This window comes from Pseudomonas sp. BN411 (assembly GCF_029871235.1).
In the GTDB taxonomy this organism is placed as follows: Bacteria; Pseudomonadota; Gammaproteobacteria; order Pseudomonadales; family Pseudomonadaceae; genus Metapseudomonas.
Window position 1 is genome coordinate 58,515 of record NZ_SSOM01000066.1, and the last position, 20,691, is coordinate 79,205.

Annotated in this window: 15 protein-coding genes; 7 read left to right on the plus strand and 8 right to left on the minus strand. The window is 64.5% G+C overall.

The genetic code is table 11. The features are described 5' to 3' along the window. Window positions 1-124 precede the first annotated feature (124 nt). The 4 genes from E8F06_RS12400 to E8F06_RS12415 all read right to left on the minus strand — a co-directional run bounded on the left by E8F06_RS12400 (window position 125) and on the right by E8F06_RS12415 (window position 9,309). A complete protein-coding gene (locus E8F06_RS12400) occupies window positions 125-1,582 on the minus strand; it encodes an efflux transporter outer membrane subunit (RefSeq protein WP_280367590.1) in 1,458 nt (485 codons plus the stop codon). A gap of 38 nt (window positions 1,583-1,620) precedes the next feature. Further along, window positions 1,621-4,728: a multidrug efflux RND transporter permease subunit gene (locus E8F06_RS12405; RefSeq protein WP_280367501.1), complete on the minus strand. Its 3,108-nt coding sequence runs from the start codon at window positions 4,726-4,728 to the stop codon at window positions 1,621-1,623. 223 nt (window positions 4,729-4,951) lie between these two features. Continuing rightward, complete coding sequence (locus E8F06_RS12410) at window positions 4,952-8,044, minus strand: MdtB/MuxB family multidrug efflux RND transporter permease subunit (RefSeq protein ID WP_280367503.1); 3,093 nt, start codon at window positions 8,042-8,044, stop codon at window positions 4,952-4,954. After that, the gene (locus tag E8F06_RS12415) at window positions 8,041-9,309 is read right to left on the minus strand and encodes an MdtA/MuxA family multidrug efflux RND transporter periplasmic adaptor subunit (RefSeq protein ID WP_280367505.1); all 1,269 of its coding nucleotides are present in this window, start codon (window positions 9,307-9,309) and stop codon (window positions 8,041-8,043) included. The genes E8F06_RS12410 and E8F06_RS12415 overlap by 4 nt, the downstream gene beginning before the upstream one ends. 168 nt (window positions 9,310-9,477) lie before the next feature. Here E8F06_RS12415 and E8F06_RS12420 point away from each other — a divergent pair, with 168 nt between their 5' ends. Beyond that, window positions 9,478-10,911, plus strand: coding sequence for a TldD/PmbA family protein (locus E8F06_RS12420; protein WP_280367507.1), 1,434 nt, complete (start codon window positions 9,478-9,480; stop codon window positions 10,909-10,911). Beyond that, on the plus strand, window positions 10,911-12,239 hold the full coding sequence (locus tag E8F06_RS12425) for a TldD/PmbA family protein (RefSeq protein WP_280367509.1): 1,329 nt from the start codon (window positions 10,911-10,913) through the stop codon (window positions 12,237-12,239). The genes E8F06_RS12420 and E8F06_RS12425 overlap by 1 nt, the downstream gene beginning before the upstream one ends. A 148-nt stretch (window positions 12,240-12,387) precedes the next feature. On the opposite strand, the gene tpx is transcribed toward E8F06_RS12425, so the two are convergent. The 3 genes from tpx to E8F06_RS12440 form a co-directional block, all read right to left on the minus strand. Continuing rightward, the gene (tpx, locus tag E8F06_RS12430; protein ID WP_280367511.1) at window positions 12,388-12,885 is read right to left on the minus strand and encodes a thiol peroxidase; all 498 of its coding nucleotides are present in this window, start codon (window positions 12,883-12,885) and stop codon (window positions 12,388-12,390) included. Window positions 12,886-13,000: 115 nt separating this feature from the next. Continuing rightward, window positions 13,001-13,489: a signal peptidase II gene (gene lspA, locus E8F06_RS12435; RefSeq protein ID WP_280367513.1), complete on the minus strand. Its 489-nt coding sequence runs from the start codon at window positions 13,487-13,489 to the stop codon at window positions 13,001-13,003. Window positions 13,490-13,780: 291 nt separating this feature from the next. Then, a complete protein-coding gene (locus tag E8F06_RS12440) occupies window positions 13,781-14,278 on the minus strand; it encodes a hypothetical protein (RefSeq protein WP_280367592.1) in 498 nt (165 codons plus the stop codon). Window positions 14,279-14,524: 246 nt separating this feature from the next. Here E8F06_RS12440 and E8F06_RS12445 point away from each other — a divergent pair, with 246 nt between their 5' ends. From E8F06_RS12445 to E8F06_RS12465, 5 genes are all read left to right on the plus strand, one after another. Beyond that, window positions 14,525-15,178 (plus strand): dihydrofolate reductase family protein, encoded by a 654-nt coding sequence (locus E8F06_RS12445; protein ID WP_280367515.1) that lies wholly within the window; start codon window positions 14,525-14,527, stop codon window positions 15,176-15,178. A gap of 299 nt (window positions 15,179-15,477) precedes the next feature. Next, on the plus strand, window positions 15,478-16,122 hold the full coding sequence (locus E8F06_RS12450; RefSeq protein WP_280367517.1) for a hypothetical protein: 645 nt from the start codon (window positions 15,478-15,480) through the stop codon (window positions 16,120-16,122). Window positions 16,123-16,360: 238 nt separating this feature from the next. After that, window positions 16,361-16,732, plus strand: a complete 372-nt coding sequence (locus E8F06_RS12455) for a cytochrome c5 family protein (protein WP_280367520.1) — start codon at window positions 16,361-16,363, stop codon at window positions 16,730-16,732. Window positions 16,733-16,831: 99 nt separating this feature from the next. After that, the gene (locus E8F06_RS12460) at window positions 16,832-18,142 is read left to right on the plus strand and encodes a D-arabinono-1,4-lactone oxidase (RefSeq protein WP_280367594.1); all 1,311 of its coding nucleotides are present in this window, start codon (window positions 16,832-16,834) and stop codon (window positions 18,140-18,142) included. Between the two features lie 84 nt (window positions 18,143-18,226). Then, window positions 18,227-19,435 (plus strand): DSD1 family PLP-dependent enzyme, encoded by a 1,209-nt coding sequence (locus E8F06_RS12465; protein WP_280367596.1) that lies wholly within the window; start codon window positions 18,227-18,229, stop codon window positions 19,433-19,435. Window positions 19,436-19,577: 142 nt separating this feature from the next. Here the strand turns inward: E8F06_RS12465 and E8F06_RS12470 are convergent, their stop codons facing one another. After that, the gene (locus tag E8F06_RS12470) at window positions 19,578-20,528 is read right to left on the minus strand and encodes a transporter (protein ID WP_280367521.1); all 951 of its coding nucleotides are present in this window, start codon (window positions 20,526-20,528) and stop codon (window positions 19,578-19,580) included. Window positions 20,529-20,691: the final 163 nt, after the last annotated feature.

Consider the following 20,691-nt stretch of genomic DNA (forward strand, 5'->3'; position numbering starts at 1 on the left):
AGCCCCGACTTCAGCCTGCCACTCGGAGCATTTCGATCGTCACAGGCAGAGCCGATGACTCATGACCACGCCCTAAGGACGTGGTTTCCCAAGTTCAAATGAATTCGCCCCCACAGAAAAGCGATTACGGAGTCTCTTCTGAATCCGAATCCACCTGTTCCAGCTGCCCCTGCTCCCAGCCCCCGCCCAGCGCTGCAATGAGCTGGACGCTGGTGGTCAGGCGAGTACCCATGAGGGTCAGGACGGTGCGTTCGTTGTTCAGCGCGGTGGCCTGGTTGGTGACCACGCTGTTGTAGTCCACCGTGCCGGCCTTGTACTGGTTGGTGATCAGGCGCAGGGCTTCGCGCGCCGCGTCCAGGGCTTCCTGCTGTACCCCACTCTCCTCCTCCAGCACGTCGAGCTGGACCATGTAGTCCTCGGTTTCGCGGAAGCTGTCCAGCACGGTCTGGCGGTAGGCGGCGACGGTCTGGTCGTAGCTGGCTTCGGCCTGGGCTACCTGGGAGCGGATCAGGCCACCGTCGAACAGGGTCATGGCGAATTCCGGCCCGATGGACCAGAAGCGGTTCGGCGTGGTGATCCAGTCGTGCAGGCTGCCGCTGCGGTAGCCGCCGGCGGCACTGAGGCTGAGGCTGGGGAAGTAGGCCGACTTGGCGACGCCTATCTGGGCGTTGGCGGACATCATGTCGCGTTCGGCCGAGGCCACATCCGGACGGCGTTCCAGCAGTTGCGACGGCAGCAGGGCCGGCACGCTCGGCAGTGCCGGGACGCTGTCCACCTCGGCCAGGCTGAACTCCGCCGGCGGCACGCCGACCAGTACGGCGATGGCGTTCTCCAGTTGCGCGCGCTGGAACTTGAGGTCGATGGCCTGGGCCTCGGTGCTCTTGAGCTGGGTGGTGGCCTGGGCCACGTCGGCGCGGGTGACGATCCCGGCCTTGTACTGGTTCTGGGTCAAGGTCAGGGCGCGCTGATAACCGGCGATGGTCGCTTCCAGCAGGCGCTTCTGGGCGTCCAGCACGCGCAGCTGCAGGTAGTTCTGCGCCAGCTCCGATTGCAGGCTGAGGCGCGCGGCAGCGAGGTCGGCGGCGCTGGCCTGCATGTTCGCAGTGTCGGACTCCAGTTGGCGGCGCAGCTTGCCCCACAGGTCGATTTCCCAGTTCACGCCAAGGCTGGCGTCATAGCTCTTGGACACGCCACCGCCGCCGGAGCTGGTGACCGTGGAGCCATCGGACAGGCGCACGGTGCTGTCGCCACCGCCCTGCCCCGAGCGGGTCTTGGCCACATTGCCGGTGACCGAGGGGAAGAACGAAGCGCGGGCGCCACGGGCCAATGCCTGGGCCTGGCGGTACTGGGCGACCGACTGGGCCAGGGTCTGGTTGGACTGTTCCAGGCGCAGTTGCAGGTCGTTGAGGGTGGCGTCGCCGTAAAGCTCCCACCAGCGGCCACGGTGCTCCAGGTCCGCCGGGGTGGCCAGGGTCCAGCCTTCGGCATGCTTGAACTGCGCGGGCACGCTCTGTTCCGGACGCTTGTAGTCCGGGCCGATGGCGCAGCCACCGAGCAACAGGCCGGCAAGCGCCAGGACCATCGCACGACGCAGGGGTTTCAGGGAATGAGCGGCGGTGTTCATAGCGGTGTTTCCAGAGCGGCGTCAGTGCGCACGCCACGCCAGCGATTGAAGCGATGGCGCAGACGGTCGAGGTAGAGGTAGACCACGGGGGTCGTGTAGAGGGTCAGCAACTGGCTCAGCACCAGGCCGCCAATGATGGCCACACCCAGCGGCTGGCGCATTTCCGCGCCTTCCGTGCCGCCGATCAGCAGCGGCACGGCGCCAAGGATGGCGGCGATGGTGGTCATCAGGATCGGCCGCAGGCGCAGCAGGCAGGCCTGGCGGATGGAATCCTCCGGACCCATGCCTTCCTGGCGTTCGAGTTGCAGGGCGAGGTCGATCATCATGATGGCGTTCTTCTTCACCACGCCGATCAGCAGGAACAGCCCCAACAGCGAGATCAGGCTGAACTCCCCGCCGGTGAGCAGGATCGCCAGCAGCGCGCCAACCCCCGCCGACGGCAACGTCGAGAGGATGGTCAGCGGATGGACATAGCTCTCGTAGAGGATGCCGAGCACCAGGTACACCAGCACCAGGGCGGCGAGGATCATCCACGGCTGGTTCTGCTGGGTGCTCTGGAAGGCGTCGGCACTGCCGCCCATGCGGGCGATCACCGAGCTGGGCAGGCCGATGGCGGCCACTGCCTTCTCGATGGCCACGGTGGCCTTGTCCAGGCTGACGCCGGGCGCCAGGTCGAAGGCGATGCTCTCCGAGGCGAACTGGCCTTCGTGGTTGACCCGGTCTTCCTCCAGACTGCGCTCGTAGCGGGCGAAGCTGGACAGCGGCACGCGCTGACCGTCGGCGGTGACCAGTTGGACCTGCTTGAGGGTTTCCGGGTCCTGGGCGTACTTCGGGTTGACCTCCATCACCACCTGGTACTGGTTCAGGGTGTCGTAGATGGTGGAGATCTGCCGCTGGCTGTAGGCGTTGTTCAGGGCGGTGGTGACCATGGACATGTCGATGCCCAGACGCTTGGCGGTGTCGCGGTCCACTTGCAGGGTGACCTGCTGGGCACCCTCGCCTTCGTTGGCATCGATGGCCGTGAGTTCCGGCAATGCCTTGAGCGCGGCGGTGACCTTCGGCCCCCAGGTGCGAAGGTCGGATAGCTCGCCGCTCTGCAGCACGTACTCGTACTGCGAGCTGCGCTGCTCGCGCCCGCCACCGAACTGCAGGTCCTGGTCGGCCATCAGCATCAATCGGCCGCCGGGCACCTTGGGCAGGTCGGCGCGCAGGCGTTCGATCACTTTCTGCGCCGATGCCTTGCGCTCGGCAATGGGCTTCAGGCGCACGATCATGAACGCGTTGTTGATGCCGCCGCTGCCACCGATGAAGCCGGCGACGCTTTCCACCGCCGGGTCCTTGAGGACGGCGCGGCGGAAGATTTCCATCTTCGGCTGCATCACGGTGAAGGACAGGCCGTCGTCGCCACGGATGAAGCCGATCAACTGGCCGGTGTCCTGCTGCGGCAGGAAGGTCTTGGGCACCAGCACGTAGAGGGCGATGTTGCAGCCGATGGTGAGCAACAGGCTGGCCAGGGTCAGGCGCGGATGGCGCAGGGCCACGCCCAAGGTCCGGTCGTAGACGCCGACCATGCGCGTATGCAAGGCCTCGCTCCAGCGTTGCAGGCGGCTGTCCTTGTCGGGCACGTGGGGTTTCAGCCAGCGCGCGCAGAGCATCGGCGTCAGGGTCAGGGACACCAGCAGCGAAACGAGGATGGCCACCGCCAGGGTCAACGAGAACTCGCGGAACAGCCGGTCGATGATGCCGCCCATGAACAGGATGGAGACGAACACCGCCACCAGCGAGAGGTTCATCGACAACAGGGTGAAACCGACTTCGCGGGTACCCTGCAGCGCCGCCTTGAACGGCGCCATGCCCTCGTTGATGTGCCGTGAGATGTTTTCCAGCACCACGATGGCGTCGTCCACCACCAGGCCGGCGGCAAGGATCAGCGCCATCAGCGACAGCACATTGAGCGAGAAGCCCATCAGGTACATCACGGCGAAGGTGCCCACCAGGGACACCGGCACCGCCAGCGCCGGGATCAGCGAGGCACGCAGGTTGCCCAGGAACAGGTAGACCACCAGTATCACCAGGCCGACGGCGATCAGCAGGGTGCGTTCGGCTTCGTGCAGGGTGGCGCGGATCACCGGCGAGCGGTCCATGGCCAGGTCCAGCTTGACGCTGGCCGGCAGCACCGCCTGCAGCGCGGGGAGCTGCTGCTTGATGCTTTCGATGGTCTCGATGATGTTGGCGCCGGCCTGGCGGTTGATCACCAGCAGCACCGCCGAGTCGTCGTTGAAGAAGCCACTGTTGTAGCGGTCTTCCACCGCGTCCCGGACCTTGGCCACGTCGCCCAGTCGCAGGGCGGCGCCGTCCTGGTAGCGGATGATCAGCGGCGCGTAGTCGGCGGCCTTCTCCAGTTGGTCGTTTGCGCCCACCTGCCAGTGGCGCTCGGCGTCTTCCACCGCGCCCTTGGGCCGGCGCTGGTTGGCAGCGGCAATGGTGCTGCGCACGTCGTCCAGGGCGATGCCGTACTGAGTCAGCAGTTGCGGTTCCAGCTCCACCCGCACGGCCGGCAGGGAGCTGCCGCCGATCTGTACCTCGCCCACGCCCTTAACCTGGGACAGGCTCTGGGCAAGGATGGTGGACGCCAGGTCGTAGAGCTCGCCTTTCTCCTTCACGTCGGAGGTCAGCGACAGGACCATGATCGGCGCCTGGGACGGGTTGACCTTCTTGTAGGTGGGCATGCTGCGCATACCGCTGGGCAGCAGGTTGCGCGAGGCGTTGATGGCCGCCTGCACGTCGCGGGCGGCGCCATTGATGTCCCGGTCCAGGTCGAACTGCACGATGATCCGCGTCGAGCCCTGGCTGGTGCGGCTGGTCATCTGGTTGATGCCGGCAATGGTGCCCAGCGAGCGTTCCAGCGGCGTGGTGACGCTGGACGCCATGATCTCCGGGCTGGCACCGGGCAGGCTGGCCTGCACGGTGATCACCGGGAAGTCCATCTGCGGCAGCGGCGATACTGGCAGCAGGCCGAAGCTGACGCTACCCAGCAGCAGGATCGCCAGGCTCAGCAGCATGGTGGCGACCGGGCGATGGATGAAGGGGGCGGAGAGGTTCATTTCCCTTCTCCCTCTGGGAGAAGGTGGCCCGAAGGGTCGGATGAGGGATGGCGGTCGTTGCTGGAGGCCGAGCGGGGCTTGGCTACCCTCACCCCAACCCCGCCCTGCGCCCCGGCCAGAACGCTGCGCGTACTGGCGCTCACAGGCACAGGAAGCAGTGCTTCCAAAAGCGTGCCTGATTCGCCCCAGAGGGAGAGGGGGCAGTTCGTGCCATGACCATTACTCATACCGCCACCCCCGCCGCGCTGCGGCCGGTGAAGCGGCGGGCCAGGCGGTCGAAGGCCAGGTAGATCACCGGGGTGGTGAACAGGGTCAGTACCTGGGAAAGCAGCAGGCCGCCGACCATCACCAGGCCCAGCGGCTGGCGCAGCTCGGCCCCGGAGCCGGTGGCGAGCATCAGCGGCACGGCGCCGAACAGGGCCGCCAGGGTGGTCATCAGGATCGGCCGGAAGCGCAGCAGCGCAGCCTGGTAGATGGCCGCCTCGGGTGACATGCCCTGGTGCCGCTCCGCCTCCAGGGCGAAGTCGATCATCATGATGGCGTTCTTCTTCACGATGCCGATCAACAGGATGATGCCGATGATGGCGATCAGGCCCAGGTCGTTGCCGGTCAGCAGCAACGCCAGCAAGGCACCGACGCCCGCCGAGGGCAGCGTGGAGAGGATGGTCACTGGATGGATGTAGCTCTCGTAGAGCACACCCAGCACGATGTACATGGTCACCACCGCCGCCAGGATCAGCAGCAGGGTGCTGGACAGGGATGCCTGGAAGGCCGCCGCCGCACCCTGGAAGCGGGTCTGGATGCCTTCGGGCATGCCGATGTCCTGCTGCACCCGCTCGATCACCGCCACCGCCTCGCCCAAGGCAACGCCCGGAGCCAGGTTGAAGGACAGGGTCACCGCCGGGAACTGGCCGATGTGGTTGATGGCCAGTTGGGTCTGGCGCTCCTCGACGTGCGCCAGGGCCGACAGCGGCACCTGCCCGCCGTCACGGTTGGCGACGTGGATCTGCTGCAGCGCCTGCGGGCCGATCGCCTGGCCGGCGGAGGACTCCAGCACCACGCGGTACTGGCTGGCCTGGGTGAAGATGGTGGAGATCTGCCGCTGGCCGAAGGCGTCGTAGAGCGCATCGGTGATGGCGGAGATTTCCACGCCCAGGCGCCCGGCCATGTCGCGGTCGATGTTCAGGTACACCTGCAGGCCCTTGTCCTGAAGGTCGCTGGCCACGTCCGAGAGTTCCGGCTGCTGGCGCAGGGCGTCCACCAGCTTGACCGTCCACTCGTTGAGCAGATCGGCGTCCGGGGACTCCAGGCTGAACTGGAACTGGGTGCGGCTGACCCGGTCCTCGATGGTCAGGTCCTGCACCGGCTGCAGGTAAAGGCGGATGTCGCTCTGTTTGTCCAGCTCGGGCTGCAGGCGCGCAATCACCTCACTGGCGGTTACCTCGCGCTCGCCGTGGGGCTTGAGGTTGATCAGCATGCGGCCGCTGTTGAGGGTGACGTTGTCGCCGTCCACACCGATGTAGGAGGTCAGGCTGGCCACGGCCGGGTCCTTGAGGATCAGCGCAGCAATCTTTTGCTGGCGTTCGCTCATCGAGCGGAAGGACACCGACTGCGGCGCTTCGGTAATACCCTGGATGACGCCGGTGTCCTGCACCGGGAAGAAGCCCTTGGGCACGGCCAGGTAGAGCACCACGGTGAGCACCAGGGTGCCGACAGCCACCAGCAGGGTCAGCCCCTGGTGCCGCAGGACCCACTGCAGACCGCGGCCGTAGCGCTCGATCATGCCGTCGATGAAATCGCCGCTGGCCTTGTAGAAGCCGCCCTCCTCCTCTTTCTTCTCCCGCTTGAGCAGGCGCGCGCACATCATCGGCGTCAGGGTCAGGGACACCACCAGCGAGATCAGGATGGCCACCGCGAGAGTGATGGCGAACTCGCGGAACAGCCGGCCCACCACGTCTGCCATGAAGAGCAGCGGGATCAGTACCGCGATCAGCGAGAAGGTCAGGGAAATCAGGGTGAAGCCGATCTGCTTCGCGCCCTTGAGCGCGGCGTTGAGCGGCGTTTCGCCCTCCTCCAGGTGGCGGGCGATGTTCTCCAGCATGACGATGGCGTCATCCACCACGAAGCCGGTGGCGATGGTCAGGGCCATCAGCGTCAGGTTGTTGATGGAGAAGCCGGCCAGGTACATCACCGCGAAGGTGCCCACCAGGGACAGCGGTACGGCGATGGAGGGGATGATGGTGGCGCTCATCCGGCGCAGGAACAGGAAGGTCACCATCACCACCAGGGCGATGGCGAGGAACAGTTCGTGCCGCACGTCGGTGATGGCGGCGCGGATAGTCTGGGTGCGGTCGGTGAGCACGACGACATCGATACCCGCCGGCAGGTTGGCGGTGATCGACGGCAGCAGCGCCTGGATGCGATCCACCACTTCGATCACGTTGGCGCCCGGCTGGCGCTGAATGTTCAGCAGCACCGCCTCGTTCTGGTTGGCCCAGGCAGCGAGGCGTTCGTTCTCGGCGCCGTCGACGATCTCCGCCACGTCCTTCAGTCGCAGAGCGGCGCCATTGTTGTAGGCGACGATGAGGTTGGCGTATTCCTCGGCGGACTTGAGCTGGTCGTTGGCGTCCAGCATGGACACGCGGGTGGGGCCGTCGAAGTTGCCCTTGGGCTGGTTGACGTTGGAGGCGCTGACCAGGCTGCGCACGTCCGACAGGTTCAGGCCATTGGCCGCCAGGGCTTCGGGATTGACGCGAATGCGCACCGCCTGGCGCTGGCCGCCGGCGATGCTGACCATGCCCACGCCGCTGATCTGCGCCAGTTTCTGCGCCATGCGGGTGTCCACCAGGCTATGCAACTTGGGCAGCGGCATGGTCTTCGAGCTGATGGCGAGGGTCAGTACCGGGGTATCGGCCGGGTTGACCTTGTTGTAGACCGGCGGCGCCGGCAGGTCGTTGGGCAACAGGTTGGTGGCCGCGTTGATGGCCGCCTGCACCTCCTGCTCGGCCACGTCCAGCTCCACTTCCAGGCTGAAGCGCAGGGTGATGACCGAAGCCCCGCCGGAGCTGGTGGAGGACATCTGGGTCAGCCCCGGCATCTGCCCGAACTGGCGCTCCAGCGGCGCGGTGACGGCGCTGGTCATCACGTCCGGGCTAGCGCCCGGATAAAGGGTGAGGACGCGGATGGTCGGGTAATCCACCTCCGGCAGCGCGGAAACCGGCAGCAGGCGGTAGGCGATCAGGCCGGCGAGGAGGATCGCCAGCATGCTCAGGGTGGTGGCGACCGGTCGCAGAATGAACAGGCGAGAGAGGTTCATACGCCGCCTTTCGCGTCCTGGCCTTCAGGCTTGGCGCCCTGCAGCTGTTCAGTGGGCTGGCTGGGGATTTCGTCGGCGTCGTGCACCACTTCCACGTCGCTGCCGTCGCGCAGGCGGTCGGTACCTTCCAGTACCACGCGCTCACCCGGTTGCAGGCCGCTCTTGACCACGGTGCGCTCGCCGTCGTCCGGGCCGGTTTCCAGCTTGCGAACCTTCACCTTCTTCTCGCCGTCCATCACGTAGGCGAAGGTGCCCTGGCTGCCGAACTGCACGGCGGCGGACGGAATCAACACGGCTTGCGGCAGCATCTCGGCACGCAGGCGGATGTTCACGAACTGGTTGGGGAAGAGCATCTCGTCATCGTTGGCGAAACGCGCCTTGAGCTTCAGGGTGCCGGTGGTGGTGTCGATCTGGTTGTCCAGGCTTTGCAGCACCCCTTCGGCTTGCAGGCGTTTGTCGTTGCGGTCCCAGGCCTCGACCGCCAGGGGCTGGCCGGCGCGGAAGCGGCTGACCACTTCAGGCAGCTGGCCTTCGGGCAGGGTGAAGGCAACGCTGATGGGCCGGGTCTGGGTGATCACCACCAGCGGCGTGGTGTCGCCGCTGCTCACCAGGTTGCCCAGGTCCACCTGGCGCAGGCCCAGGCGGCCGGCGATAGGTGCACGCACCTGCGTGAAGTCGAGGTTCAGCTTGGCTTCGGCCACCGCTGCCTCGTTGGTCTTGATGGTGCCGCGATACTGCGCCACCAGCGCTTCCTGGGTGTCCAGGGTCTGCTTGGCAATGCTGTCTTCGGCGTACAGGCCCTTGTAGCGGGCCAGGTCGATTTCGGCGTTCTTCAGCTGCGCGCGGTTCTGCGCCAGGGTCCCTTCGGCTTGTTGCAGGGCAACCTGATAAGGACGCGGATCGATCACCGCCAGCAAATCACCGGCCTTGACCTGTTGGCCCTCCTCGAACTGCAGCTTGACCAGCTCACCGTCGACGCGGCCGCGCACATTCACCGTGTTCAGCGCGGTAACGGTGCCCAGGGCCTTGAGATAGACCGGGAAATCGCCCTGAGTGATGGTGGCGACGCGCACCGGCACCGGTCCCGAGAAGGCGCCGAAGCCGGGACGCCCCGGCCCTCCCCGGCCTCCCTGATGATTGGACTTGGCGGCGGTTTCCGGCCAGAGCCACCAGATCAGGAGCACGAGCGCCAGCAAGGCGACGGCGATGACCAGCCAGTTACGGAAGGAACGGGAGTTCGGGGATTTCTCAGTGATCGGGGACATGATTCAGGTCGAGATAGGCGAGAGCGTGAACGATAAGCAGTTGAAAGCAGAAGGCAAAGTCAATTTACCGGCTATTTACCTAGGCCTGACGCAGCGAACTATCCTTAATGACCTGCAATCGCCCTGCTTTGTGGGCACAACTGATTTCACCGGACCAGGGAGAGCTCCGTGTTCGAACGTTTCAGGCAGCGCTTCGCCGCCCTTGCCACCCGCGCCGAGTTCCATTCCCTGCGCGTCGTCCGCCAGACCAGCGAGCAGGCCCTGCTGCGCCGGGGCGTCGCCGAGCCGCCGTCCCTCAGCCAGGACATGGGCGCAATGCTCAGCGTACGCCTGGCTGGCGTGGAGGCCTACGCGGCCACCGCCGACCTCAGCCAGGCCGGCCTGCAGCGGGCGCTGGACCAGGCCGAGACGCTGGCCCGGCAGATCGCCCGCTATGCCCTGGTCGACCAGAGCCGGCTGGAGCCGCCGCCTTTCAGCGCCCAGTACCGTTCGCCGGGGCTGGACCAGCCCTACCCCAGCCTTGCCGAGCGCTTCGAGTTGCTCGCCGAGGAGTCGGCGCACATTCCCGACGACCCACGCCTGGTCAACTGGAACCTCTATCTGGACGCCCAGCGCCATGAGCAGCTCTACCTCAACAGCGCCGGCGCCGAGCAATGGCAGGACCTGCGCTTCACCTATCCGGGCATCAGCGTCACCGCCTTCGACGGCAGCGACAGCCAGACCCGCAGCTTCGGCGGCTACGGCAGCGGCCAGCAGGGCGGCATGGAAGTCCTGCAGCGCCTGGGCTTTGCCGGAGCCGCAGCCAGGGTGGCGGACGAAGCCCTGCAATTGCTGCTGGCGCCCAATGCGCCCAGCGGCACCACCGACCTGCTGCTGATGCCGGACCAGATGATGCTGCAGATCCACGAATCCATCGGCCATCCGCTGGAGCTGGACCGCATCCTCGGCGACGAACGCAACTACGCCGGCACCAGCTTCATCGGCCTGGAGGACTTTGGCCGCTACCAGTACGGATCGACGCTGCTGAACATCAGCTTTGACCCCGGCGTGCCGGAAGAGTTGGCCAGCTACGACTTTGATGACGACGGCCAGCCGGCGCGCAAGGAAATGCTCATCAGCAACGGCCTGCTGCTGCGTCCCCTGGGCGGTGCGCTTTCCCAGCAGCGCAGCGGCCTGCCGGGCGTGGCCAACAGCCGCGCCAGCAACTGGAACCGTGCCCCCATCGACCGCATGGCCAACCTCAACCTTGAGCCGGGCGACCAGAGCCTGGCCCAGCTCATCGCCGGCATCGAGCACGGCGTGCTGATGAGCACCAACCGGTCCTGGTCCATCGACGACGCCCGCAACAAGTTCCAGTTCGGTTGCGAATGGGGCCGGATCATTGAAAATGGCGAGCTCGGGGGCGTTGTGAAGAACCCCAACTACCGAGGCGTATCCGCCCACTTCTGGCGAAGCCTTGCTGCCGTAGGTGATGCCAGTACCTTCGAGGTGCACGGCACGCCCTACTGCGGCAAGGGTGAGCCCAATCAGGTGGTGCGTGTGGGCCACGCCTCGCCCGCATGCGTCTTCAGACAAGTGGAAGTCTTTGGAGGAGCCCAGTGATGGCCGACGCAGAATCCCGCTTCACAGCCCTGGCCGAGAGCCTGCGCACCAACCTGCAGGCAGGTGAGGACTTCAGCCTCTGGTACAGCGCCGAGGAATCCGAATTCATCCGGTTCAACCGGGCCCAGGTGCGCCAGGCCGGTCATGTGATTCAGGCCATCGGACGTTTGCGCCTGATCCGCGACGACCGCAGCGCAGAAATCGCCATCACCCTGTCCGGCGACCTGGAAAGCGACCGCCAGCGCCTGGCCGAAGGTCTGGTGCAACTGCGCCTGGTGATCTGCCAGCTGCCGCCGGACCCGTACCTGCAAGTGGAACGCTCCGCCTGGCACCGCCGCACGGTGGACGACGCTGCCCTCCCCGACTGCACCAGCGTGCTGGCCGAGATCGACAAGGCGGCCAACGGCCTCGACCTCGTGGGCATCTACGCCGCAGGACCGCTGTACCGGGGCTTCGCCAACAGCTTCGGCGCCCTTGGCTGGCACGCGGCCCACTGCTTCAGCTTCGATTGGAGCCTGTTCCACGCCAACCACCAGGCGGTGAAGGCCGACTACGCCGGCGCGCGCTGGGACGCTGCCGATTTCGTCAGCCGCTTCACCAATGCCCGCCAGCAACTGGAACACCTGGGCAAGCCGGTGCGCCACCTGCAGCCCGGCGACTATCGTGCCTACCTGGCACCGGCCGCCCTGGACGAAGTGCTGGGCATGCTGTCCTGGACCGGCTTCTCGGCCCGCGCCCTGGCCAACAAGGAAAGCCCCCTGCAGCGCCTGCAGGACGGCAGCGCTTCTTTCAGTCCCCTGCTGAACCTGGACGAACAGGTGGCCGGCGCCCTCGCCCCGGCCTTCGGCCCCGAAGGCGCGCCGCGCAGCGACGTGGCCCTGGTGCGCGACGGCAAGCTGGCCGGGCAACTGGTCTATCCCCGCAGTGCTCGCGAGTACGGCCTGGAAGCCAACTGTGCGGATGCCAATGAAGCCACCCAGTCGTTGGTGATGGGCCCTGGCACCCTGCCGGCGGACAAGGCGCTGGAGCAACTGGACCACGGCCTCTATATCGGCAACCTCTGGTACCTGAACTGGTCCGACCTGCCCGCCGCGCGCATGACCGGCATGACCCGCTTCGCCACCTTCTGGGTGGAAGACGGCAAGATCCAGGCGCCGGTGGACACCATGCGCTTCGATGACAGCCTGTTCAGCCTGCTCGGCGACCAGCTGGAAGCCCTGACCCAGGAACGCCAGCTGCGGCTGTCCAGCAGCACCTACGGCGAACGCCAGACCTGGTCGGCGCTGCTGCCGGGGGCACTGGTCAGAAATTTGAAGCTGACCCTGTAAATCAGTCCGTAGGATGGGTTGAGGTACGAAACCCATCGATCAACAGCATGGGTATCGCTCCGCTCCACCCATCCTACGCAGCTACAAATCTGCTGGCTCATAAACAAAAAGGGAGGCCTCAGGCCTCCCTTCTTCATTCCCGCATCCCTTACAGGACGGCGATGGCAGCCGCGTAGTTCGGCTCGTCGGCGATCTCGCCAACCAGCTCGCTGTGCAGGACTTTGTCGTTCTCATCCAGCACCACGACGGCACGGGCGGCAACGCCGACCAGCGGGCCGTTGGCGATGGCAACGCCGTAGTCCTTGAGGAAGTTGGCGCCGCGCATGGTGGACAGGTTCACCACGTTCTCCAGGCCTTCAGCACCGCAGAAGCGCTTCTGGGCGAACGGCAGGTCGGCGGAGATGCACAGCACCACAGTGTTCGGCAGCTTGCTGGCTTCGACGTTGAACTTGCGCACGGAAGTGGCGCAGGTCGGGGTGTCGATGCTCGGGAAGATGTTCAGCACCTTGCGCTTGCCGCTCAGGCTGGCCAGGGTCACGTCGGCCAGGTCGCCGCCGACCAGGCTGAATGCCGGGGCCTGCTGGCCTTTCTGCGGCAGCTGGCCATCGACGTTGATCGGGTTGCCCTTCAGGGTTACTTGAGCCATTGCAATAGTCCTTGTTTGAGGTGGTGTTGTAGGAAAACGCTGAGTTAACCACGAGCCAGAAGGATTGTCCTGACTTTCGAGTCAGCCAGCGTCGGAAATCCGTCTGGATGCTAGCTCATTCGGGCGTTTCCTTGCTCTTCAAGGACCCCAGGACCACCATCACGGCGCCGACATTGATCGCGACATCGGCAATGTTGAAATTGGGAAAGCCTCGCCCCTGCCAATGGAGCAGAACGAAATCGATGACATGCCCGAAGGCGACTCGATCTATCAGATTGCCGGCAGCGCCGCCAAGCACCAGGGCCAGGCCGAGCACATGGACAAAGCGGTCATTGGACTGCCGGATGATCCACACCAGGATTGCCACGATGACGCCCAAGGCGATGGCGGCGAACAGGATGCGCTGCCAGCCACCTGCATCACCAAGCATTCCAAAGGCTGCACCTGTGTTGTAGGAGAGCTGCAGATCGAAGAAAGGAAGAACAGCTACCGCGCGACCGAACTCCAATGACGCATCGGCCATGTACTTCGTCAACTGATCGACGACGATCACGATCAGGGAAACCAACAGAAAACCCGACTTCGACCACACCCTGGAATCCAACTTGACATCTCCCTTCTCGCCCCGCTCCAGCAGGGCCTTTCCAAAAAATGAATCCTTCCTCAGCGCCTATCCGCCGGCAACCACGTAGAGCGCGAAACCGAGCCTGCGGGGCACTCAATCGCTGGCGTACACGGCGCTTCTCACCCGACTGACAAGCAGTCCTGCAGGTGCGAAATCCGCATCTGGGACGTCCGGTTCGACTGCATGAAATCGAGGCTACTCAGCGACCTGCTGCGATTATCAAGACGCAAAGACCGATAACAACTGGTCGTGGTCTCCCCCCTTCCTCTTTCAAACACGGGTGTTTGGGGTGCCGCGAGCGTTCTTCTTCTCCAGGATCATCGAGGCTTCGTTGTAGGCCTTCTGGAAAGCGTCGCTACCGACCCAGTTCACTGCCGTGTCTTCGTCTTCATCGTGGAAGATCCCGCGGTAGACAATCAGCAGCCCCATCATGAAGTCGATCGCCGACTCTTGCGATTCCTCCGCGACCACCAGCTCCAATACCGGGTATTGCAGGAATACCAAACACATCGCCAGTAGGCTGATGCCTTCGCCGACCTTCATCGCTTGGAACAGGTCATCAAAGTGTGCCGGGTCGAAACCGTGCTCTTCGATGTCTTTGAAATCGAAGGTGCTCAGGTCGATTTCGACATCATCGAATGGCTCGTTGACCAGCGGATTGGCTAGCAGCGGATGTACGACATTGGCCTTGGCTTTGCCCGAGCGGTTCTGTTTGGCCTTCGCTTTGGCACGCTGGGCACGTTTTTGCTGTTTATTTGGGGAAGCCATCGAGGCGAGTTCCTTGTTCGATGCAGCCATGTTCATGGCCCAGGGTAATCAGGCACGAATTGTATTCAGTCTTGGCCAGGTTCGTGAGCCAAGGGGGAGATTTTTCACGCTCTGCGCGTTTGCTTTCGACCACCAGTAGTCATTGAGCGTTGTTTCTGGCCGTTTTCTAAACTGGCATTGATGCGGATGTACTGCCTTCACCGGCGTCCGTTGATTACCTGCCAAGCGTCCAAACGGAGGCAAACGATGACACGGGTTCGCGTTGAGGGCTTCACCATTTCGCTCGACGGATACGGAGCAGGCCCGGAGCAAAGCATCGACAATCCGCTCGGCGTTGGCGGGACAGAGCTGCACCAATGGCTGGTCCCAACACGCACATTCCAGCGGGCGTTGTTCGGCAAGGACGACGGTACGACCGGAGTTGACGATGATTTCGCCGCCCGTGGCTTTCAAAATGTCGGGGCCTGGATTCTTGGGAGAAACATGTTCGGACCCATTCGTGGGAATTGGCCGGACACCAACTGGAAAGGCTGGTGGGGAGATAATCCGCCGTATCACGTTCCAGCCTTCATCTTGACCCACCATGCTCGTCCCCCTATCGAGATGGAAGGCGGCACGACGTTCCACTTCATAACAGGGGGCATTCGTGAGGCGCTCGACCGGGCGCGCGAGGCCGCTGCCGGAATGGACGTACGGATCGGCGGTGGGCCGGACACCATCCGGCAGTACCTTCGGGAAGGCCTCATTGATGAACTGCACATTGCGATCGCGCCGGTCCTCCTCGGCCGGGGAGAAGCGCTGTTCGAAGGCGTTGACTTGCGGGCCCTGGGATACGAATGCGTAGCCTCGGAGAAGGCCACGCATGTCGTCCTTCGGCGCCAAGGGGACACGGACGCCTAACCACTCGCTGAAGATCGACATCCCCGGTAATCGTGAGCGTCCAGCCACGTCACCTTCCGCGCCCCAGCATTCAGGGCGATGGTGTCCGCGTATTTCCAAGCGGACGCGGTCGTCCTTGACGTCGCGCCCTTCCCCGCTGGCGGTAAAACGAATACCGGAGATCGCTCGGCTAAGCTCAGGTGAACTGGGTCTGCTTCGAACGCATCGCGCAGATCAGTTGTGGGTTGCCCGTGATGTCCCTGTAACGGGCGCGTGGCAACCTCCCAACCATTCCAGATGCTTGTCGGATGGTGGTCGTCTTGCGCAGCCTGCAATCGCTCGAAGCATTCTTCCGGAAGGTCGCGGCCTGGCCCATTTCCTTTCCGCGAACGCTCTGGCGAGTGCTGCGCAACCCCATCGCCGTTTCGCTCTATACCCGGCAACAACTCGCGCAGCAGCCTGATCGGCGCTTCAGCGGCATGCTCAGCCCACCGCTGATGCTGATCCTTTCCATCGTCCTCGCCCATCTCCTCGGCTTTGCCATAGCGGATCGACCTTCGCCATGGATCTCCGGCGAGTGGCTGACGCTGCTGGTGCTCAGCCTCAGCTACGGCCTGTACGCGCTGATGCCCGCCATGGCCATGCTGCGGGTGCGGCGCGTCCGCGTCAGCCCCACGACCCTGCGTGAACCCTTCTACATCCAGTGCTACCTGGCCTCCCCTCTGTCCATCCTGCTGATCGCGGCCAACCTGCTGGCAGGTATCCAGGTAGTGCTGGCGATGGTTCTGACGATCCTCGCTTGCATCTGGTACGTGTTCTCGCAGATCGCCCTGCTGCGACGGTTGCTCTACTTGCCGCTGCTACCGGCCACCTTCATCGCCATTTCCAGGTTCATAGTCGCCACCCTGATCATCCTGGCCCTGATGGATCTGCTGCGGTCCACATCCCTTGCGCATATCGGTTAACCAACAGCAGTCCAGATCTCGGTGCACAAGCGAGTTCCTGATGATGGCTTGCCGGGGATATGGGCGACTTGCGCCGCCCCCATCGAATCAGCCAGTAGCCAATGCGCTGGCCTTATAAGCCCCCCTTGTTGGCCGCCAATACCCTCAGGCGCGGACAGCGCCTGCCTTAGTGTTTCCCTCTGCCTGTCACAACAAGAACCCGTGCCCCACTGGCGGCACGGCACAAGAGAGGAACGCCATGCAGAAACCCAGATCGAGGCCGCTCCGCATCGCTGCCTTGCTGGCCCTGGCCGGATTGCTCGCCGGCTGCGGTGAAGCCCCCGAATCCGCCACGCCACGCACCGCTACAACGCTGACGCCCGCTGACAAGGAGCTGGCGCAGGTCTACGACAACAGCTGCAAGATGTGCCACGCCAACCCGGCCTCCGGGGCACCGCAGACCGGTGATGTGGCGGCCTGGAGCCCACGCGTCGCCCAGGGGGTGGACAGCCTGCTGGATCACAGCATCAACGGCTACAACGGCATGCCGCCAATGGGCATGTGCATGCAGTGCTCGGAAGAGGAGTTCCTGGCGCTGATTTCCTTCATGTCCGGTCAGCCCGTCCACTAAGCACAAGGTCCCCCCATGGCTATACACCTCACCAGACGTCAGCTGCTGCAGCGGGCCGGCGTCGCCGGCGCGTTCACGGCACTTTCCAGTACCCCGGTGATGGCGCAGCTGGTTCGCGCGCCACGCCTGATTCCCTGGCGCAACTGGTCCGGCGGGCAGAGCTGCCTGCCGCAGGCGCGAGTGGCACCGAAGAGCCTGGATGAATTGGTCCAGATCATCCGCCAGGCCGAGGGCAAGGTCCGCCCGGTGGGCTCGGCGCACTCCTTCAGCGCCCTGGTGCCCACCGACGGTACCCTGCTTTCGCTCAGCTACTTCAACGGCCTCCTCGCGCACGACGCGGCTACCCTGCAGGCCGAGTTCGCCGCCGGTACACCGATGTCGCTCATGGGCCCGGCGCTGAAGGAGATCGGCCAGGCACTGCGCAACATGGCCGACATCGATTACCAGACCCTGGCCGGGGCGATCTCCACGTCGACTCACGGTACCGGCGTCGGCTTCGGCTCCTACTCATCCCATGTCACGGGCATGCAACTGGTGACCGCCAGCGGCGACGTGCTGGACTGCGACGCTCAGCGCAATCCCGAGGTCTTCAACGCCGCACGCGTATCCCTCGGCGCCCTCGGCGTGGCGACCCGGATACGCATGCAGAACCGCGAGGCCTATCGCCTGCGCGAGCGGCAATGGATCGCCAGCACCGAGGAACTGCTTGAAGACGTGGAGAAGAACACCCGCGAGAACCAGCACTGGGAAATGCTGGTGATCACCCATTCCGACTACGCGCTGTCCATTGCCCTGAACGAGACCACCGACCCGGCGACGCCGCCGCTGGACCCGGCCGAGGAGGGCGGCAACGAATTCGTCAGCATCATCGAGGGCCTCGACAAGTACGGCAGCGACTTTCCCGCCGCGCGCCGGGCGCTGCTCAACAGCCTGCGCCACATCGCAAGTTTCGATGACCGGGTCGGCGAGTCCTACGAGATCTACGCCAACGTGCGCAATGTGCGCTTCAACGAGATGGAGTACTCGGTCCCTGCCGAGCATGGCCCGGCCTGCCTGCGGGAGATTCTCAAGCTGATCCACGACAAGGACCTGCGCACCTGGTTCCCCATCGAGTACCGCTACGTGAAGGCTGACGACATCCCCCTGAGCATGTTCGAAGGACGCGACAGCTGCTCGATCTCCGTGCACCAGCACTACAGCATGGACCACCACAACTTCTTCGCCGCCATCGAGCCGATCTTCTGGAAGTACGCCGGCCGGCCGCACTGGGGCAAGTTGCACACGCTGAACGCACGCACCTTGCAACCGCTCTATCCGCGCTGGAAGGAGTTCACCGAGGTGCGCCGGGAGCTGGACCCCCACGGCAAGTTCCTCAATGCCCATCTGTCATCGATCCTGGGCGTGGCCTGACAACAAGGAGAACTCATGAATCGCCGCAACTTCATCGCCGCTACGGCCGGTGCGGGCGTACTGCTCGCCGGGGTTGGCGCCTGGCTGCGACCAGCCGACAAGGGCGCCCCGTACAGCGAGTACTTCGCCAGGTTGAATCGCGAGCTCAAGGCCTTCGGGCCTATGAGGCCGGTGATGCTGATCGACCTCGACCGTCTGGATCACAACATCGACGTGGTGATGCAGTCGGTCCGTCGCGCCTGCAAGGCACTGCGCCTGGTGGAGAAGTCCCTGCCGTCGCCGCAGCTGCTCGACTACATCGCCAAACGCGCCGGCACCCGCCGGCTGATGTCGTTCCACCAGCCGTTCCTCAACCACGATGCCGAGCGTTTTCCCGACGCCGACCTGCTGCTCGGCAAGCCGCTGCCCGTGCGCTCGGCGCAGGAGTTCTACCAGAACCATCGCGGCCCCTTCGACCCGGCGACCCAGCTGCAATGGTTACTCGACACGCCCGAGCGCCTGCAGCAGTACCTCGCGCTGGCGCAAGGCCTGAACACGCGACTGCGGATTAACATCGAGCTGGATGTCGGACTGCACCGCGGCGGGGTGCAGGACAAGTCGACCCTGGGGCGGATGCTCACCTTGATCGGTGCCAACCCGCAGCATCTGGAGTTCGCCGGTTTCATGGGCTACGACCCCTTCGTCGGAATGGGCGTACCCGGCATCCTCGGTTCGCCGGAAGAACTCTTCACCAAGGTCATGACGCTCTACGACGGCTTCGTCGATTACGCCCGCACGCAACATGCAGCGCTATGGAAGCCGGGTCTGACGCTCAACACCGCCGGCAGCCCGAGCTACCGCATGCATGAAAACGAACGCACCAGCAGCGAGGTGTCGGTGGGTTCGGCGCTGGTCAAGCCGACTCACTACGACCTGCCGTCGCTGGTGGATCACCAGCCAGCGGCCTTCATCGCCACGCCGGTGCTCAAGAGCACCGGGGCGGTGAAGATTCCGGCGCTGGACGGCAAGTCGGCCCTGTTCTCCTGGTGGGACCCCAACCAGCGCGAAACCTACTTCATCTACGGCGGCAACTGGATGGCCGAACTCGAGTCGCCCAGCGGCCTGCGGTTCAACGGCCTCTACGGCCGGAGCTCCAACCAGGAGATGGTCAACGGCTCCAGTGCAATTGGCCTGGGTGTGGACGATCAGGTATTCCTGCGGCCGACCCAGTCCGAATCGGTGCTGCTGCAGTTCGGCGACCTGTTGGCGGTGCGCGATGGCCGTATCGTCGAGACCTGGCCGGTGTACAGCTGAGGCCAGCGCCGTCGCCCGATGGCGGGTTTCGCTCCGCTCTACCCACCCTACGAAGAGCCGAAGCCTGTTGAGGCAAGACTTCCGGCACTCAACCGGAAACCTCAGGTCACCGACCTGAGGTTTTCTTGTGTCCGGGGAATGATCAGAGGGTGAACGGCAGGTTCAGCTTGGCCCAGAACATTTCGCCCTCGGGGCGATTCTCCACGGCGTATTCCTTGGCCCAGCGCATCTCGAAACTGGCGTACTTGAAGAAGGTCAGGTACGCGGCCGGGCCAATGGCGAACACCTGGCCACGCACGCCGTCGTCGACGTCCTCGCCCATGAAGGTCACGGTCCGGCCGAACTGCTCGTCGTCGGTGGTCTGCTTCAGGTAGTAGCCGTTCAGACCCAGCCTGAGGTTGTCGGTCACCCTGTAGCTGGCGGAATAGTCGAAGTGGAACAACTGCCCGGAGCGGTAGTCGGTGTCGTGGTTTTCCTCGTTGAAGCTGTAGGTGGCCTTGACTGACAGTTCGGTGCGCTCGGTGGGCAGCCAGGTCGCGGAAACCAGCGGCTTGTAGGTGTAGAAGTTGTTGCTAGTGTTGGCCAGGCGCGTGGCGTCGTAGTCGCCGGTGGGCAGCGTGATCTCCAGCGCGGCACCCAGGGTCAGGTCCTTGCCCATGTCCCAGAGGATGATCGGAGCGACCGTGGTGTCGCCCTGGCTCTCACGGCGATCATCCAGGCCGAACAGCGAGACCTGCTGGCGCATGTAGGGTTGCGCGACATAGCCACCCAGGCGGCCGCCGAAGACCCGCAGCGGGCTCAGGTAGTCCAGGCGCGGGATGATCGCATCGGACGTGATCTTCACGTCCGGCACCTTGCCGCCGAGGGAGCTGATGTCCAGCTTCTTAGCCTCGTAGTGGTTGTAGTAGAGGTTGAAGGCGAACATGTGGTCCGGCAGGTTGTTCACGTCCAGCGGCAGGACGAAGAAGCCATCGGTACCGGGACCGATGTTGTCGACACCGTTTTCGGTGGCGTGGGCCTGTAGCGCGAGGGACGACGCAATGGCGAGGGAGGCTGCCAGCAATGGCAGTTGGGGAACACGGATCGGGTTCATGGTTGGGCTCATTCTTATTGTTGGCGGACGACGCCCGGGCATGGCCCTGGGCACAGCATAGAAATAAGCGCTCAACGCCAGATGATGCAGGGCATTGCCGGCCAATCAGGGGGGCTTTCGGGGACAGGCCGCAATCTTTTGTTACATCCACCCATGGTCCGCC

Bases quoted from the DNA above. Each gene is read 5' to 3' on its own strand.
- E8F06_RS12400 (WP_280367590.1), bottom strand. From the start codon at position 1,582: ATGGTCCTGGCGCTTGCCGGCCTGTTGCTCGGTGGCTGCGCCATCGGC.
- E8F06_RS12405 (WP_280367501.1), bottom strand. From the start codon at position 4,728: ATGAACCTCTCCGCCCCCTTCATCCATCGCCCGGTCGCCACCATGCTG.
- E8F06_RS12410 (WP_280367503.1), bottom strand. From the start codon at position 8,044: ATGAACCTCTCTCGCCTGTTCATTCTGCGACCGGTCGCCACCACCCTG.
- E8F06_RS12415 (WP_280367505.1), bottom strand. From the start codon at position 9,309: ATGTCCCCGATCACTGAGAAATCCCCGAACTCCCGTTCCTTCCGTAAC.
- E8F06_RS12425 (WP_280367509.1), top strand. From the start codon at position 10,911: ATGGCCGACGCAGAATCCCGCTTCACAGCCCTGGCCGAGAGCCTGCGC.
- tpx (WP_280367511.1), bottom strand. From the start codon at position 12,885: ATGGCTCAAGTAACCCTGAAGGGCAACCCGATCAACGTCGATGGCCAG.
- E8F06_RS12440 (WP_280367592.1), bottom strand. From the start codon at position 14,278: ATGGCTTCCCCAAATAAACAGCAAAAACGTGCCCAGCGTGCCAAAGCG.
- E8F06_RS12445 (WP_280367515.1), top strand. From the start codon at position 14,525: ATGACACGGGTTCGCGTTGAGGGCTTCACCATTTCGCTCGACGGATAC.
- E8F06_RS12455 (WP_280367520.1), top strand. From the start codon at position 16,361: ATGCAGAAACCCAGATCGAGGCCGCTCCGCATCGCTGCCTTGCTGGCC.
- E8F06_RS12460 (WP_280367594.1), top strand. From the start codon at position 16,832: ATGGCGCAGCTGGTTCGCGCGCCACGCCTGATTCCCTGGCGCAACTGG.
- E8F06_RS12470 (WP_280367521.1), bottom strand. From the start codon at position 20,528: ATGAACCCGATCCGTGTTCCCCAACTGCCATTGCTGGCAGCCTCCCTC.